Below are 15,801 nucleotides of genomic sequence, written 5' to 3'. Positions count from 1 at the left end.
TAAAAAATTGAGGTTGAACATGCAAACACGTATTGAACATGACACCATGGGCGAAGTGGCCGTACCGAGTGAGGCTTTATGGGGCGCTCAGACCCAGCGTAGCTTGCAAAACTTCAAGATCGGCAATGAACGCTTGCCACGGGCAATGATTGGTGCAATGGGACTGGTAAAAAAAGCTGCAGCCTTGACCAATGCTAAACTGGATCAGATTCCTCAAGAGCTGTCGGGCTATATTGTGGATGCAGCAGATGAGGTGATTAGCGGGCAGTGGGATAGCCAGTTTCCACTGGTGGTCTGGCAAACCGGTTCAGGCACGCAAAGTAATATGAACTGTAATGAGGTGATAGCTAATATTGCCAATCAAAAATTGGGCAATCATTTAGGTGCGCAAAAACCGGTTCATCCAAATGATCATGTCAACCGTGCCCAATCGACCAATGACTCTTTCCCGACTGCGATTCATGTCGCAGCGAGTTTGCAGATTAATCAACTTCTTATTCCAGCGCTTACCCGTCTACGCGATACCTTGCATGCAAAATCTTTAGCCTTTGCCGATATTGTCAAAATTGGCCGGACGCATTTACAGGATGCGACACCTTTAACCCTAGGTCAGGAATTTAGTGGTTATGTATCCCAACTTGATCATGGCTTGATTCGCTTACAGCAGGCTTTACTGGGTTTGTATGAGTTGCCATTGGGCGGGACGGCTGTTGGTACAGGTCTAAATGCCCATCCTGATTATGCAGTTCAGGCCGCAGAGACACTGGAGAAGCTGACAGGTCTACCATTTGTCACTGCTCCGAATAAATTTGAAGCTTTGGCCGGCCGTGATGCTGCGGTATTTGCTTCAGGCGCATTAAAAACCCTTGCAGTCAGCCTAAATAAAATTGCCAACGATATTCGTTGGTTAGCCAGTGGGCCTCGTTGTGGTTTTGGTGAACTACGTATTCCTGAAAATGAACCAGGTTCAAGCATCATGCCGGGTAAGGTCAATCCGACCCAAAGTGAAGCCATGACCATGGTGGTGGCACAAGTACTTGGCAATGACACCACGATTAATGTGGCAGGCGCATCGGGTAACTTTGAGCTGAATGTGTTTATGCCTGTGATTGCCTATAACTTACTGCAATCCATCCAGCTCTTGGGTGATGCCTGTAATAGTTTCAATGATCACTGCGCCGTAGGTATTGAGCCGAACCGTGACAAGATTGATCATTTCTTGCATGACTCATTAATGCTGGTCACTGCATTAAACCCGGTGATTGGTTACGAGAATGCAGCCAAGGTTGCCAAAACTGCCTATAAAGAAGCTAAAACCTTAAAGCAGGTGGCTGTTGAACTTGGTTTAGTCACGGCTGAACAGTTTGATGAGGTGGTACGTCCTGAACAGATGGTCTCACCAAATGTAAAATAAAGCGTTTAAGGCTTTTATTTTCAATCTTTCAGCCTGTTTTATCATGGAATCGTCAGCAGTGGTTTTTATCTCAGGCAGAGTTGCGTACAATAGATCTCGATGAGATTAACCACTGATGATTGTTTTATGCTTGATATTTATTTAACAGATGTTCAAAGAAAGGTGCAATTCAAGGATTATCCAGGTGAGCATCCTGTTAAATTTATTCTGAATTTTAAAAAGATTTTTCCAAGTGTCATGGAACTTCTTTTGCCGGTGCTTCCAGATGATGAAAATCTGGAAGAAATGTCTTGGGAGTCGACCAGCGGTGACTTTGAGACTTTCCAAATGTTGTTAACCGGTTGGGGCATTATTGAACTGCGTTTAAAGGCGATTAGCCAGTTTAAAGATAAAGCATTTGCGGATCGTTTGGTTAAACAGGCCCAGCAGAAACGCAGAGACTATCAAAAACAGCAGGCGAAATTGACGACTGTTGAGCTTGATTATCTGTTTATGCATGAAATGCATGCGCTGATTGATGCAGAACTGGTCGAGCTGGGTGAGAAATTCTATTTACCAACATTGCGTGAGCTGTGGAAAAGTAAAGTATCAGCTCAAGTTTTGAATGCAAAATTTTAATTTAAGTTTATAGTTTTCATTGCTAAAAATTAGTCCTCCATTCTTGGGGGATTAATTTTATCTGTAGCCTAAGCTTTCCTTCATGATCGGAGATGCTTGGAAATAGCCTAAGCTATATTATTAGATTCTCTTTAACAGGGATCTTCAAAAAATAAACCTTATAAAAATAATGATTCCTAGAATTTCGCCCGAGAACAGAGCAAGATAGCCCACTATTTATCCTAAAGTATTTTCATTGGGCAGTAATTTTAACCTTTGTTTAAAAAATAGGTGAAAAGAATCAGTTTTAGCTAAAAAATATATAAAAATATCAAGCAAATAGCCTAGTAATTCTGTCTATTATTTTTTAAGGTATATAAGCTTTATTTTTAGATAAGCTAAAAGTTTAATTGATTAGCTATGCTTCACAAAAATAACTAAAGGTTCCAATTTTCCCGAAGATATATCCCAGGATTTTTAAAAATGTCGAATCAGTTTTTAGATTTAATTACTAAACGCCGTACTATTTATGCCATTGGCAAGAATATTGAACAATCTCCTGAACGTTTAACTGATTTAATTCAAACTGCAATTAAACAAAGTCCATCTGCTTTTAATTCCCAGTCTTCACGCGCCGTCATTTTATTCAACACAGAACATGAAAAGTTTTGGGGCATCGTTGCAGATAAATTAAAAAGTTATGCAAAAGATGAAGCAAGTGCAGCAAAAACCACTGCTAAAATGGCCAGCTTTGCTGCTGGTGTAGGTACGGTATTATTCTTTGAAGATCAAACAGTGGTACAAGCGTTGCAGGAGCAATTCCCGTCTTATGCGGATAACTTCCCTGTCTGGGCAGAGCATTCTACTGCGATTGCGCAATTTGCCACATGGACAGCATTACATACTGAAGGCCTAGGTGCATCTTTACAGCATTATAATCCGATCGTAGATGAGCAGGTGCATGCTGAGTGGGACATTCCAGCCAACTGGAAGCTTCGCGCACAGCTGGTCTTTGGTTCAATCGAAGGCGAAACACATGCCAAAGATTATCTTGCGGACGAAGAGCGTTTTAAAATTTTCAAATAAGCCTGAAATTCATATCTGCGCTTAAACAATTTTAAGCGCAGATATTTTAACATCTCGACGAAATCCTCATCAGCATTGCTAAAATTCAGTTAAAATAGCGTGCTAATGCAAATAAATGAGTAATATCGAATGTCGAAAAACACGCAAAATCTATCACCTTTACAAGAACTGATCGCAGAGCAAAAGTTACTTTGTGAAGAAGTAGGCTCAGCTTATGTTGAAGTCACGGGTGATGATGTTGTTGCTGTGGCCGTACATACCTTAAAGCAGGATCCGATAGTTGGTATTCGTAAAAAGCCTGAGACAGCGGAAAATATCAGCTGGTATATTTATGGCGGAGAACCTTCAAGTGAAGATGCTTTTGAAACGATGACCGTACGTGAATTACAGGACATCGCACCAGAAGTATTACCATATCTTGCTCTGGAAACAGGTTTTCGTTTCATGATTGATGCCGATGATTATGAAGATGTCTGGAAAGAAGAAATCTAAATGCTAAAAAAATCATCTTTCATTTGTGCAGGATTGTTATTCTTACTGAATAGCATGGTCTTTGCAGAACCACTTTCACAAAGTGCGTATGACCAGTTTATTTTAGAACAGACTAAAATCGTCAATGAAACCAAGCACATTTTAGATGAAGATGATCCAAAGGCCGATGCCAAAACCCAACGTCAGGCTTTCTGTAATCGACTGAAAGCCTATCAGGACATTCAAAAAGTTTCTGAAGAAAATAACAGTCTGGATATGGCGCCCATGATGGCTATGGTCGCCAAAAGTTTTCTTGATCGACAGGATCAGAGCCTGAGTAAATCAGGAATGACCACCACCGTATTCTGTAAAAATAGGGATGTTGAATAGGGCGAGTGGTACTTCTTCTCATCACGCATTAATGAAAATAAAGAGAATATTATTATTTTAATCTTGGCTGGATTTTGACCAAAAAATATCATCTTAAATAAGATGCATCTATCTGTAGGGTTTTTTGTAAAGTTAAACTAAAGTATAAACATGATTGTTACTCATTATCCCGGGGATATATCCGGGAAATAAGAAAATTGATAACTATAATTTAATAATTAAACTTTAATATTTTTCTAAGCTTTGTCGAGAGATCTTTTAATACTGCATAATATTGTTGCTTGATCATGTCACACATAAGCATTATAGAAATGACTTCATAACGAATAGCGTGAATTTTGTCTTCATACATAAATGAATGGTATTCCAAGCAGGGTAGTGAAGTTATATCTTATATTTATGCTACAAAACTAATCCTGTTGTATTTATAAAATAGCCTAAGTATTTTATATATTTTAGCAGCAGATCTCGCTGTTAATTTATTACATGCTCTAAAACGAAAAAAGGAGTGTATTTACAAATTTCTGTTATACAAAATAATGGGCTAACTTTGAAAAAGTAGTGGAAGGGTAATCTATTTGTTCTAGTATCATCCTTATTCTGAAATTAAAAATAAAATATGGGTGCGATTTCTCTTAATCCCAAGGCTATTTTAAAAATGTATTAGATCGTCTTTTATATTGATGGGGCATTTTTCTTTAATTCAAATTAATAATTAAGCTTTGAACACTTTTAATCTGATGATGAATTTAGCCTAAGCAAAATTGATCAATCTGCTATAAATAGCCTAAGCAAATTTTTTATTTTAAAAATTTGGCAATTGATTAATTTTCAATATCAACCCACTATTAACATTTAAATCAAGAAATCACGGAATTCTCAAATGATCCTTAACTATCAATTACACCATCATGAAACTTCAACAGTATCTCCAATGCTCTTTATTCATGGTTTATTTGGTAGTTTGAGTAATTTAGGAGTATTGGCTCGACATTTTTCTGAACAGAGAACCGTGATCCAAATTGATGTGCGTAATCATGGTCTTTCTGGTCATAGCTCTGATATTAACTATCAGCTCATGGCAGAAGATGTATTGGAAACTTTATCCAGTTTAAATGTTCATAAGTTTGTCGTTGTTGGACATTCTATGGGTGGGAAAATTGCTATGAAACTGGCAGATTTAGCTCGTGAACAGACTGAAAAACTCATCGTGCTTGATATTACAGCGATCCAATATCATGAAAGTCATCATGCTGAAATTTTTAAAGCCTTATTTGCAGTACAGCAAGCAAATGTTGCTTCACGACTGGAAGCAGCAAAAATTATGCGTAAATATCTTCATGAAGAAATGGTGATTCAATTTTTATTAAAATCCTTTAATAAAGGGCAGTGGCTGTTTAATGTTCAGGCTTTATTTGATCATTATCCAGATATTATGGCTTGGGAAAAGGTCGAAAAAATTAATCGGCCAGCCTTATTTCTGCGTGGTGGTGATTCTTTTTATATCTCAAAACCAGAACATTTTGCAGCAATTAATGAACAGTTTTCTCAGGCAAAAATTGAAATCATTGAAAATACCGGTCATTGGCTACATGGTGAAAAACCAGATGAAGTCATTAAACACATGCAAGCCTTTGTTAATTAGGTAATATTTAAGGCTGTAATGTATGTACCTGTAATTGACCTTCATGGATCAGTTGATGTGCCATCTCAGCAGTTTTCTTTAAACCGGGCATACGATATTCAGTATGTCCGAAATCTTTAATGGATTTCCAGCGGCCGCCCCAGGTCAAACCTACCGATTCAGCGACCTGACCATATAACTCATAACCGCGCATGGCCCAAGGATCACGTTCTGTAATGACTACTTTGCCATGCCGTTTAAAGGCAATATCTGCAGCCAATCCAAATTGATGATAACTCTGAAAGCCTTTGGCCTTGGTAATATTACTATCGGTTGCCAACAAATTTTGCCGTTCCGGACTCCGATAACCTTCAAGTAAAACCAGCTCATAATCATGCTGTTCTTTCATGATTTTAAATACCATCAGTAAACGTTGCTTAAATCGTGGATTCATCTTATGCCATTTACGGTCTGCTGTACTGATATCTGAATGTGTATGCATTGCTGGTCTATAAATATCTTTAAGGTTTGAATTAAAGCTTTGTGCTGAAATAGCCGGATGATCTGGAAAATGCTCTTGTTGAAGGGCTTCTATAATGAGGTGGTCAGCAACTTCAGGCGGAGCCGTCAACATTTGCCCATCCAAAAGAGCATAAATTTGTGGATCAACTTTCCTTAAATATTCAGATTCAAATTTTCTGGCAGTTAAGGGCTGGGTAAAAGCGAGTAGCAAAATACTGCCAAATAATATTAATCCGGTAATCAAAATCCACCACTGCTGCACATACCAATGAGAATGCAGATGTTCAGGCGAGGCTGCCCGATAAAATTTACGTGAAAAATGTATTGCTTGAGTCAATTGCTGTTTACTTTGCGGAATGAATCTGAGAAAAACAGCCTGTATCCTTCGTCTAAATTCATAGGACAGCAGGGCGAACATTACCAAACTCATTAGGGTGAAGCTACTCAATATGATAAAAATCATAAGTGAAATACTTGATCTAGTTAAGATTCCAACTAAGTCTTTTCTTAAGCGATATAAATTGTACAACGGCGCAATTCTTTGCAAAGATTGCATTCAATTTTTTTGAAGTAAATACTTTTAAGTTTTTATTTTTATGAGCTTTCATGGTATTGATCTGAAAAATTTAATTAGGGTAAATGAATTGTAATATAAGCTTGCTCAGCAGGAGCGCTAATCAGATTCTGATATTGAGTAAAAATAGTTGTTTGTTCTGTCGATAAAGCATATTTAAAAGCGACAAAGCTGAATACTGCAAATAAAAACAGGAAAATTAGAATCCAGAAAAATGGTAATTCTCGATGAATTATATGTCTGATTTGATCGGGAAGCGCGGAAAAAGGAGAGAAGGCCGTTTTCTTAGCTTTGAGATAATCAATCTGATCTCCGACTCGAGCCACCAAACTATTCAAATGTTCAATCGATTCAATCCGGTATTTTCCCTGAAAGCCTAATAATAGACAGTAATGATAAACCTCTAATACTGCCAGTCGATCCTTGTCTTTATGACGGATGTTTTCCAGATATTCAAAGAACTGATAGCCAGCCAGTTGTGAACCAAACAGACTTAATTGCAACGGGCTCAACATCCAGGAATTCTGCAAATTAAAAAAGCGCTCATCCTGTTGTGTGACAATCGTTTCGTCCAGTAAAGCACAATAGGCATATTTGGCATCTTGAATATCTTCAGCTAAAAATTGTACCTTACGTGCCTGGCTTTCAAATTGGCTGAGCATTTGCAAAACTTTCTCACGGAATAATTCTATATCAGCAGGTATATGGTTATTTTTTATAAGAAAAATGATATAAAAACCATCATGCAATAAATCTAGAAAACTTGCCCCGTATAAGATATTGGTTTCGATAGCTTGTCTTGCTATATCGCCGATTCCGTTCTGATCCTCTTCAAACAGTGAAGAAGGATTATTTGTGATTGTATTCATTTGAATATTCATCCATTCATAACCGCAATGAGTTCAATCGCAATATCCTGAAACCCATTCGGGATATAAACACAAATTGCTTCTGAATCCAGCATGCGCTGATACAGTTCATTATTTGGTTCGATCTCAAAATAATGAACACCGGATCGCACCGGAATTGCTGTAGGAACCTGCATAAGATGCTGCACTGGCACAGCAGGCAAAGCTGCAATTACGCGTTGTTCAACATCGATGGTACTGCCGACCTTGAAACGGACCGGAACATGCGCAATCAGATTATGCGCTGGCATTACGCTACTCGATACAGCCAGATATAACCTGGTATTTCGGCTGATTTTGTCTGTTTCCAGACTCCCAATCCAATAGGATGGACGTGTTTCTTTTAAACTGATACTGATATAGCGATTCGAGATAATCGTATCGAGTAAATCTCTGAGAATAATATCCAGCTGATTAAAGCTGTCGTAAAGTTGATGGTGTTGATACTGTGGCAGTTGATCAATCTCATAAGCAGTCGAGAAGGTGAGTAAAGATCCAGTAAGTCGTAGCAGTTCCGCATATAGTCGTTCCGGATGAATTTGCGGATACTGCAAAATATGGTTCAAGCTTGCATGGGCTGTATTTAAGGCATTTACCAGCCAGAAAGAGACAATATCTCCCGAGCGAAATTCAATCAATTTCTGTTCATTTTCACGGTTATTGGATTGAATCGTCTTAATTTTGGCTCGAATGATATTTAAGCTTCGCTTTAAATTGTCTAGCAGATACTCACATGCCTGGATATGTAGAATGGGAGGAATAAACTTATGATTGAGAATAAAATTTCCTGAACTTTGTCTTTTGATTTGAGCAACCGGGATATATAAATAGCCATCCAGATGCTGTTGAGGTATTTGCCCGAGTTCAAATAGCTTAAATTCAGCACGACGGCGTAACAGGGTGATTTCTGCAGTCGTTGCATCGGTAAATAAGTCGTGGGTTGAAATTAACTGCGAGTGATAACGGCCAGCCTGAGTACTTTCGGCATGACTTACATTTTTTTTATTCGGTTGTAGCATCGGTAAAGCCAAATAAACCTGCATCTCTCCATGCAGGTTTAAAGCATCCAGTTGCACGGGTTCCGGTAATAAATCCTGTGCTGGTGCCTGATAAATTTCACCATCCTGCCAAATCATTTCAATTTTACTTAATGCCAGTATGTGCATATTGAACTGTGCTTCATCAAATTGGATGGATTGAATTCCATGAGCAAAAGGAAATGTCGCACGAATCATATGACTCAAACGTTGCTCATGATAAGCATCTTGTAATTGAAAATGTTGCGGTCTTAAAAATAGACCTTCGCCCCAAAGTACTTTTTCTGCTCTGAACATTTTAATATTTACCATTCATTCTTTGATTCATTATTGGTATGTACACCCAGTAATTCATGGACATGCTCTACAGGATTCTCATTTTTAATGACTTGAGCCAGCCATTCATGTAAGGGCAGCTGACTCCATTTAATTGTTTTTTGTAGCATATAGCTCACTGGGCTATGTGGTTCATTGATCTGAAAATACTGAGCAATCTCTTGTAATAACTGCATTGCCTGTTGACGATTGGCCAAATGGTTTTGGGCGTGGGGCTGAAATTTTTGCAGATTTGAATTTACATGTGAGATATTCATCACAACTGCTTCCGAAGTATGAGGTTGTGGTGAGTTCACCTGATCTAATATTATTTCGGAAGGTTGCGCAAATGTTTCGATTTTATAGATTCGCTTGATACTGGTGAATATTGTTTCGAGCTGAGAGTCTGTGGCTGCAAAACTTGGTGCATCCAGACCCAACAGTTGATCCAAAGTGGTTTTAAGTTTCTGCCACTCTGTCTGAATCTCCAAAAGATATTGATTATTTCGGCTCAGTATAGATTTGTCAGTATTTAGCAATAGTTGCTCAAAATATTCCAAGTCCTGAACAGGATCATTTTCAGAAGAATAATCCTGTTGTTTTAGCTGCATATTGCGCTGATGTAAAAGTGCTTCATATGTACTTAAACTATAAAAAGGTGCGGAGCTGACCAAAGAAATCTGTTTCATTAGTATGGGGAATTGTGCAATCAAACCTTGTAACAAACCCAAACGCTGATCAAGATTATCCTCTTCAATAACAGGATGTATCTCTAACCAGTAGCGCCCCAGACTTTTTTGGCTTAGTTCTAATCCTCGAGCAATACCTTCAAAACCATATAGATGACTCCATGCCTGAATGAGCCAAGTATATAATCGAATATCCTTGGTTTTTTCGCACAATAATTCAATTATTTTGTCATTCACAAATTGCCAATCCGCTTGTTTGGGTTCAGCGATCCAGTCACCTTGATCCAATAGGGGATCATCCCAAGTTTTGGCTTTTTTAATCGCATGAAAATCATTTGAAAATGAACAATCCACGCCACAGGACTGTTCAATAGAAATTTCTTGCAATAAATATTCAAATTTCAGTGTCATTTCTATACCCATTCTTATATTTATTTGTTTTTATTATTTATTTAATCCGATTATGCAACATCAGCTTTATTGCTTTTAGAACGAGATTTTTTAACTGTTTTAATTTTTGGATCTACACTGTAAAGGATTTCATCTTGCTGGACATCAATATGAATTAATTTAGGCAGCTTTTCTTCACTCATGGCCATGAGTATTTCTGTAGCCAAAGCAGGCAATATGGAAGCATTTAAAATATGATCAATATTACGTGCACCGCTATCAACTTCAGTACAGCGGCTGAGTAGTAGTTCAAGCACGTCTTCATTATAAGTAACTTGCATGGCATATTGCTGCTGGATGCGTTGGATAATCTTTGCCAGTTTATGCTGAATAATCTGGATTAACAGTTCATCGTGCAAAGGGTAATAAGGCACGATCTGCATACGTCCTAGAAAGGCCGGTTTAAATTGCTGATATAAGCTTGGTTTTAATTGATCTATCAAAGTATTGGCATCCGGCCAGTTTTCCCTAGGTTGATTTAAACAAGCCTGCATCATGGCACTGGAACCCACATTCGACGTCAGCAGAATCGTAGTGTTTTTAAAATCGATTAGTCGGCCTTCGCCATCTTCCAGCATTCCTTTGTCAAAGACCTGATAAAATAACTCCTGCACATCAGTATGCGCTTTTTCGATTTCATCCAGTAAAACTACGCTATATGGATTACGGCGCACAGCTTCCGTCAATACGCCTCCTTGACCGTAGCCGACATAACCTGGAGGCGCACCCTTTAAGGAAGATACAGTATGAGCTTCCTGATATTCCGACATATTCACCGTAATCAGATGTGACTCACCACCATATAATTCCTGCGCCAAGGCGAGGGCAGTTTCAGTTTTCCCTACACCACTTGGGCCAACTAACAAAAACACAGCTTGCGGTTTGTTCGGATCATCCAGTTGAGCTTTAGACGTTTTAATGCCTTGTACCAGCTGTTGTAATGCATCATCCTGGCCCATGACACGTTGTGATAATTTATCTTGGAGCGTTAATACTTGCTGGATCTCATTATTCATCATTTTTCCTACCGGAATTCCAGTCCAGTCTGAAATGATTTGGTTAATGATAAGCGTGTTCACACCTTCAAAGACCAATGGATCTTGATCCTGAATCTGGGCTAAATGCCGGCGTAATGTTTTTATTTGATTCTGCTTCTCACTCTGTTCAGATTGAGCCTGTAAGGATTTGATTTGCTGAATTAGCTCCAGTTCTTGCTGCCATTGGCATCTCAGCTGTGAAATTTCCTGTTCTAAGTTGGAAATTTTTTCTGATAATTTAATTAAACGCTCTTGATGCATCAGGGGATCTTGATGCTCTTTGTGTAAAAGGCCATATTCCAGTTGAGAATTATGTAATTGTGCCTGTAACTGGTCTAACTTGACCGGTTGCGAATTTTGGCTCAAAGCCACCCGTGCTGCTGCCGTATCCAAAACACTAATGGCTTTATCTGGTAATTGCCGTCCACTGATATAACGATGCGAATTACGTACCGCAGCAATAATGGCTTCATCATCAATGTGCAGCTGAAAATGCTGAGTCATGACCGGAATCATGGCCCGTAACATGTCGATAGCCACTTCTTCAGTCGGTTCTTCTACTTTCACGACCTGGAAACGCCGACTAAGCGCAGCATCTTTTTCAAAATATTGTTTGTACTCAGCCCAAGTCGTCGCTGCAATGGTGCGTAGTTCACCACGTGCCAAAGCCGGTTTTAACAGATTGGCTGCATCATTCTGACCCGCTTGACCTCCAGCACCAATCAGGGTATGGGCTTCATCAATAAATAAGATAATAGGATAACGACAAGACTGAACTTCCTGAATGATTTGTTTGAGTCGATTTTCAAATTCACCTTTGACACTGGCACCCGCTTGTAATAATCCAAGATCCAACATATGCAGCTCTACATTTTTAAGTGGATCAGGCACTTGATGGGTGGTAATTTTAAGTGCCAGTCCTTCTACAACGGCAGTCTTTCCTACTCCTGGCTCGCCAGTAAGAATAGGATTGTTTTGGCGACGGCGCATCAGGATATCTAGCATCAAGCGGATTTCGAATTCACGACCAATCACTGGATCAATCTGGCCTAGGCGCGCTTTTTCAGTTAAATTTATTGTGTATTGATCGAGTGCTGGAGTTTTATTAAATTCTGGCTGTTGAACGGGTGAATTTTCTTGTATGTTGCTGCAATGAATATGATCTGGGCTTTCAATACTTTGCTTACAGTGCTCTAAAAATTGGTGCTTCATGCTATCAATTGGAAATAGCTCAAATAATGCAGAGGCACGAATCGCAACTTGATATAGATCCGGTGCAGTAAGCAAAGCAACCAGTAAATGTCCACTCCGGATCATCGGATTTTTTTCTGCTGAAGCCAAAAGCCAGGCTTGTTCTAATACACGAATAATTGATTTAGCAAAGATAGGAGTGCGAGAATTCCCTTTATTCAGTTGTTGAATACTCAGACGAAGCTCATTAATCAGATTATCTTCATCAATTTTATATTTTTTCAGCAAGAACTTTATATCATTTAATTCATTTTGTTGTAGCAATTCTAAGAAAAAATGCTCAATTTCGATTTCATAATTTTGATTTTTAATGCAGGAGTTCGCCGATTTTTCAAGGTAGAGGCGCGCATGTTCGGATAATTTTGTAATCAAAATTTTTAAATTACTCATATTTTTCTCTTTTCAATATATAGCCTGATATTTTGGGAATTTATAGCTATATGATTCTTATTATTAAGTTTAATTTTTATTTATTTAAGTTTATCTATAAGCTATCAAAATATTTTGACGCACTATTTTTGGCATATTCTACTCAAATCTAATAAAAAGTCTGCATTCATTGATCGGAATTTAGCAATTTTAGCAAATTACATAAATTTTTTAACTAAAACTCATTTTCGTATTGACTTTTTGTGATCATTTTTTGTTAAATCCACATCACGATTTTTAAATTATAAGAATAGAAAAATCATTTTTTAATATTCAAAAATAAAAAACAACAAAAAATGAGGCTCACTTTGAAAAACAATTTAAGTTTTATCGTATTGCTCATCTCAGGAATGGCACAGCTATGTTTTGCTCAAACCCACGCTGCAGAATTAAATCGATCATGTATCAAGGCCTATCCACAGGCAAAGGATGTTACTGATTTAGCACTGATCGGTTTATATCAGCAGCTGTGCGACAAATCGGTGAAGAAAAATATTCCGCTACAGCATCAACTCAATACCCAAATCGCCAAGCGCTATGTCGAACTAGGATATAACCTGAAGGCATTGAATTTAATCGAGCAATTACATCAGCAGAATTACCATCATCAGGATTTGACTGATCTTGGTTTTTTGGCTGGTATTGGAATCTCTGCGGGAAGTTTAGAGCAGATGCGTAGTACAGAAGTTCGTGCTTTAAACGAATTTACCTATCCGCAAGCCAAATCACTGACTGAACATATTTATCTGGCACAACCCGCACCGAAATTTTCTGAATCTTCATCCCATACAGCGTTGAATTCGAAATCAAAACAGATAAAAACCAAGGCAAATACTACGCTAAAACAAAATGTTAATCTAAAGAAAAATAAAACATCGAGTAATAATACGAAAGTGAATACAGCAGCCATGAACAATAAGAAACCAGAAAATATAAGCACTCAAACCCATGGCCTCACTACCAATCCATTTGGATCATTAAAAAATAATTAACAAGGAAAATCATGATGGCTAAGCGTGAAAGTGTACAAAAAAAATTACAACGCATTCGGCCACCGCGTGTGCAATTGACCTATGATGTTGAAGTCGGGGATGGCCGTGAAGTCAAAGAATTGCCATTTGTGGTCGGAGTATTGGGAGACTTTTCAGCAGCCTCTGAACTGAAAAGCAGCAAGCTTAAAGATAAAAAATTTATCAATGTAGACCTCGAAAATATTGATGAGGTAATGCAGTCCTTAGCACCCCGTGCCAGTTTTCAGGTGGACAATAGTTTAACCGAAGAGGGCGGCAAAATTTCGGTAGATCTGATGTTCCATGCTATGGATGATTTCCTGCCGGAACAGGTAGTACAACAGGTTGAACCTTTGCGAAAACTGGTTGAAGCAAGAGAACGTTTAACTGATTTGCGCAATAAGATTTCCAATAATGAACGCCTGGAAGATTTGCTGGATGAAGTTTTAAAAAATACCAACCAAATTCAGAAAATGAGTGTGGAGGTAGACAGTGAATCATTCTAATGCTGCAATTGTCCCAGATGTATCTATTCAGGAATACTCGGTTCTGGATTCTATCGTTGAACGTAGTCGAATTGCCCGTACCGAAGAGGAACATGAACGTGCTAAAAGCCTGATTGGTGAATTGGCCAAGGAGGTTATGGCCGGTACGATTATAGTCTCTGAAAATATGACACTGGCTTTAGATAAACGTATTGCAGAAATTGATGCCTTAATTTCGACTCAGCTCAGTAAGGTTATGCATCACGAACAGTTTCAAAAAATCGAATCTACTTGGCGTGGACTATACTATTTTTGTCAGGAAACGCCATCACATTCTTTAATCAAGATTCGCATGCTGAATACCACTAAAAAAGAACTGGTTAAAGATTTTCAGAGTGCAACTGACTTTGATCAAAGTACATTATTTAAAAAAATATATGAAGAAGAATATGGTTCTTTTGGTGGAGCGCCTTATGCCACTTTAATTGGCGATTTTGAATTTGATCGCACACCGTCAGACCTGTATCTGCTAGAGCAGATTTCACATGTGGCAGCCGCCGCACATGCACCATTTATCTCTGCGGCAAGTCCTTCAATGTTTGGACTGGAAGCTTTTACCGACATCGATCGTCCACGCGATGTGTCCAAAATCTTTGAAACAGCTGAATATGTACAATGGCGTTCATTCAGAGAAAGTGACGATGCCCGTTATATGGCATTGACCATTCCGCGAGTATTAGGCCGTTTACCTTATCATCCGAAAGAAGGTACTGCGACAGCAGGCTTTAACTACGTGGAAGATGTTTCCGGTAAAAATCACAATGAATACCTCTGGATGAATGCTGCTTATGCCCTGGGTACACGGTTAACCAATGCCTTTGACATGCATGGCTGGTGTGCGGCAATTCGTGGTGTTGAAGGTGGCGGTCTGGTCGAAGGTCTACCAGTACATACATTTAAAACCAATGATGGGGAAGTCATTTTTAAATGTCCGACGGAAATTGCCATTACAGATCGTCGTGAAAAAGAACTCAGTGATCTTGGATTTATTCCGTTGGTACATTGTAAAAATACGGATTATGCTGCCTTTTTCGGCGCTCAATCTACACAAAAACCAAAGAAATATGCAAATGACCTGGCCAATGCCAATTCTGCATTATCAAGTCAAATTCAATATATTATGGCAGTTTCACGTATCGCCCATTATTTAAAAGCCATGATGCGTGACAAGGTGGGAAGCTTTGCATCAGCAGGAAATGTCGAAGCATTTCTAAATGATTGGCTGTCTCAATATGTACTCTTGGATGACGGCGCTTCACAGGAAGCCAAAGCACAGTATCCACTACGTGAGGCTTCTATCAAAGTTGTAGAAAATCCGGCAAAACCTGGACACTACAAGTCTGTGGTCTTTTTGAGACCACACTTTCAGCTAGACGAGTTGTCTGTCTCTTTGCGACTGGTCACTGAGCTGCCGCAGTCAAGCAATTAAAGCTGTTGGCAAAATTATAATAA

14 protein-coding genes are annotated in these 15,801 nt (G+C 38.7%); 9 read left to right on the top strand and 5 right to left on the bottom strand.

From position 1 onward, the window contains the following. Window positions 1–19 precede the first annotated feature (19 nt). From fumC to FTT75_RS05290, 6 genes are all read left to right on the top strand, one after another. Complete coding sequence (gene fumC / locus FTT75_RS05315; RefSeq protein WP_005171036.1) at window positions 20–1,414, top strand: class II fumarate hydratase; 1,395 nt, start codon at window positions 20–22, stop codon at window positions 1,412–1,414. 126 nt (window positions 1,415–1,540) lie between these two features. Beyond that, window positions 1,541–2,032 (top strand): hypothetical protein, encoded by a 492-nt coding sequence (locus FTT75_RS05310; RefSeq protein WP_180186016.1) that lies wholly within the window; start codon window positions 1,541–1,543, stop codon window positions 2,030–2,032. Window positions 2,033–2,494: 462 nt separating this feature from the next. Further along, a complete protein-coding gene (locus FTT75_RS05305; RefSeq protein ID WP_005171034.1) occupies window positions 2,495–3,097 on the top strand; it encodes a nitroreductase family protein in 603 nt (200 codons plus the stop codon). A 129-nt stretch (window positions 3,098–3,226) separates the two neighbouring features. Then, window positions 3,227–3,589, top strand: a complete 363-nt coding sequence (locus tag FTT75_RS05300) for a hypothetical protein (RefSeq protein WP_005171032.1) — start codon at window positions 3,227–3,229, stop codon at window positions 3,587–3,589. Further along, complete coding sequence (locus tag FTT75_RS05295; protein ID WP_005171030.1) at window positions 3,590–3,958, top strand: hypothetical protein; 369 nt, start codon at window positions 3,590–3,592, stop codon at window positions 3,956–3,958. It abuts the gene before it with no gap. Window positions 3,959–4,841: 883 nt separating this feature from the next. Beyond that, on the top strand, window positions 4,842–5,603 hold the full coding sequence (locus FTT75_RS05290; protein ID WP_180186015.1) for an alpha/beta fold hydrolase: 762 nt from the start codon (window positions 4,842–4,844) through the stop codon (window positions 5,601–5,603). Between the two features lie 7 nt (window positions 5,604–5,610). Here FTT75_RS05290 and FTT75_RS05285 read toward each other — a convergent pair whose 3' ends face one another. The 5 genes from FTT75_RS05285 to tssH form a co-directional block, all read right to left on the bottom strand. After that, window positions 5,611–6,567 carry a M15 family metallopeptidase gene (locus FTT75_RS05285; RefSeq protein WP_180186014.1) on the bottom strand — a complete coding sequence of 319 codons (957 nt, stop codon included), beginning with the start codon at window positions 6,565–6,567 and terminating at the stop codon, window positions 5,611–5,613. A gap of 167 nt (window positions 6,568–6,734) precedes the next feature. Then, window positions 6,735–7,547, bottom strand: coding sequence for a type IVB secretion system protein IcmH/DotU (icmH, locus tag FTT75_RS05280; protein WP_180186024.1), 813 nt, complete (start codon window positions 7,545–7,547; stop codon window positions 6,735–6,737). A gap of 8 nt (window positions 7,548–7,555) precedes the next feature. Further along, entirely contained in the window at window positions 7,556–8,920 is a 1,365-nt protein-coding gene (tssK, locus tag FTT75_RS05275) for a type VI secretion system baseplate subunit TssK (protein ID WP_180186013.1), read from the bottom strand. An 8-nt stretch (window positions 8,921–8,928) separates the two neighbouring features. After that, window positions 8,929–10,038: a type VI secretion system protein TssA gene (gene tssA / locus FTT75_RS05270; protein WP_180186012.1), complete on the bottom strand. Its 1,110-nt coding sequence runs from the start codon at window positions 10,036–10,038 to the stop codon at window positions 8,929–8,931. 50 nt (window positions 10,039–10,088) lie between these two features. Further along, on the bottom strand, window positions 10,089–12,755 hold the full coding sequence (gene tssH / locus FTT75_RS05265; RefSeq protein ID WP_180186011.1) for a type VI secretion system ATPase TssH: 2,667 nt from the start codon (window positions 12,753–12,755) through the stop codon (window positions 10,089–10,091). 347 nt (window positions 12,756–13,102) lie between these two features. Here tssH and FTT75_RS05260 point away from each other — a divergent pair, with 347 nt between their 5' ends. The 3 genes from FTT75_RS05260 to tssC are packed head-to-tail and all read left to right on the top strand — an operon-like array spanning window position 13,103 to window position 15,778. Beyond that, window positions 13,103–13,786 carry a hypothetical protein gene (locus FTT75_RS05260; protein WP_100328652.1) on the top strand — a complete coding sequence of 228 codons (684 nt, stop codon included), beginning with the start codon at window positions 13,103–13,105 and terminating at the stop codon, window positions 13,784–13,786. Between the two features lie 14 nt (window positions 13,787–13,800). Then, on the top strand, window positions 13,801–14,310 hold the full coding sequence (gene tssB / locus FTT75_RS05255; RefSeq protein WP_180186010.1) for a type VI secretion system contractile sheath small subunit: 510 nt from the start codon (window positions 13,801–13,803) through the stop codon (window positions 14,308–14,310). Beyond that, on the top strand, window positions 14,297–15,778 hold the full coding sequence (gene tssC, locus FTT75_RS05250) for a type VI secretion system contractile sheath large subunit (protein ID WP_005096859.1): 1,482 nt from the start codon (window positions 14,297–14,299) through the stop codon (window positions 15,776–15,778). The genes tssB and tssC overlap by 14 nt, the downstream gene beginning before the upstream one ends. The last annotated feature ends 23 nt before the right edge of the window (window positions 15,779–15,801 follow it).

This window comes from Acinetobacter sp. YH01008 (genome assembly GCF_013420435.1).
Classification (GTDB): domain Bacteria; phylum Pseudomonadota; class Gammaproteobacteria; order Pseudomonadales; family Moraxellaceae; genus Acinetobacter; species Acinetobacter pseudolwoffii.
Note: the sequence above shows the minus strand (reverse complement) of the source record. Positions and strands in the feature narration are given on the sequence as shown.

Bases quoted from the DNA above. Each gene is read 5' to 3' on its own strand.
- tssH (WP_180186011.1), bottom strand. From the start codon at position 12,755: ATGAGTAATTTAAAAATTTTGATTACAAAATTATCCGAACATGCGCGC.
- FTT75_RS05295 (WP_005171030.1), top strand. From the start codon at position 3,590: ATGCTAAAAAAATCATCTTTCATTTGTGCAGGATTGTTATTCTTACTG.
- FTT75_RS05305 (WP_005171034.1), top strand. From the start codon at position 2,495: ATGTCGAATCAGTTTTTAGATTTAATTACTAAACGCCGTACTATTTAT.
- FTT75_RS05290 (WP_180186015.1), top strand. From the start codon at position 4,842: ATGATCCTTAACTATCAATTACACCATCATGAAACTTCAACAGTATCT.
- tssA (WP_180186012.1), bottom strand. From the start codon at position 10,038: ATGACACTGAAATTTGAATATTTATTGCAAGAAATTTCTATTGAACAG.
- icmH (WP_180186024.1), bottom strand. From the start codon at position 7,547: ATGAATACAATCACAAATAATCCTTCTTCACTGTTTGAAGAGGATCAG.
- FTT75_RS05310 (WP_180186016.1), top strand. From the start codon at position 1,541: ATGCTTGATATTTATTTAACAGATGTTCAAAGAAAGGTGCAATTCAAG.
- FTT75_RS05300 (WP_005171032.1), top strand. From the start codon at position 3,227: ATGTCGAAAAACACGCAAAATCTATCACCTTTACAAGAACTGATCGCA.
- tssB (WP_180186010.1), top strand. From the start codon at position 13,801: ATGGCTAAGCGTGAAAGTGTACAAAAAAAATTACAACGCATTCGGCCA.
- fumC (WP_005171036.1), top strand. From the start codon at position 20: ATGCAAACACGTATTGAACATGACACCATGGGCGAAGTGGCCGTACCG.
- FTT75_RS05285 (WP_180186014.1), bottom strand. From the start codon at position 6,567: ATGATTTTTATCATATTGAGTAGCTTCACCCTAATGAGTTTGGTAATG.
- tssK (WP_180186013.1), bottom strand. From the start codon at position 8,920: ATGTTCAGAGCAGAAAAAGTACTTTGGGGCGAAGGTCTATTTTTAAGA.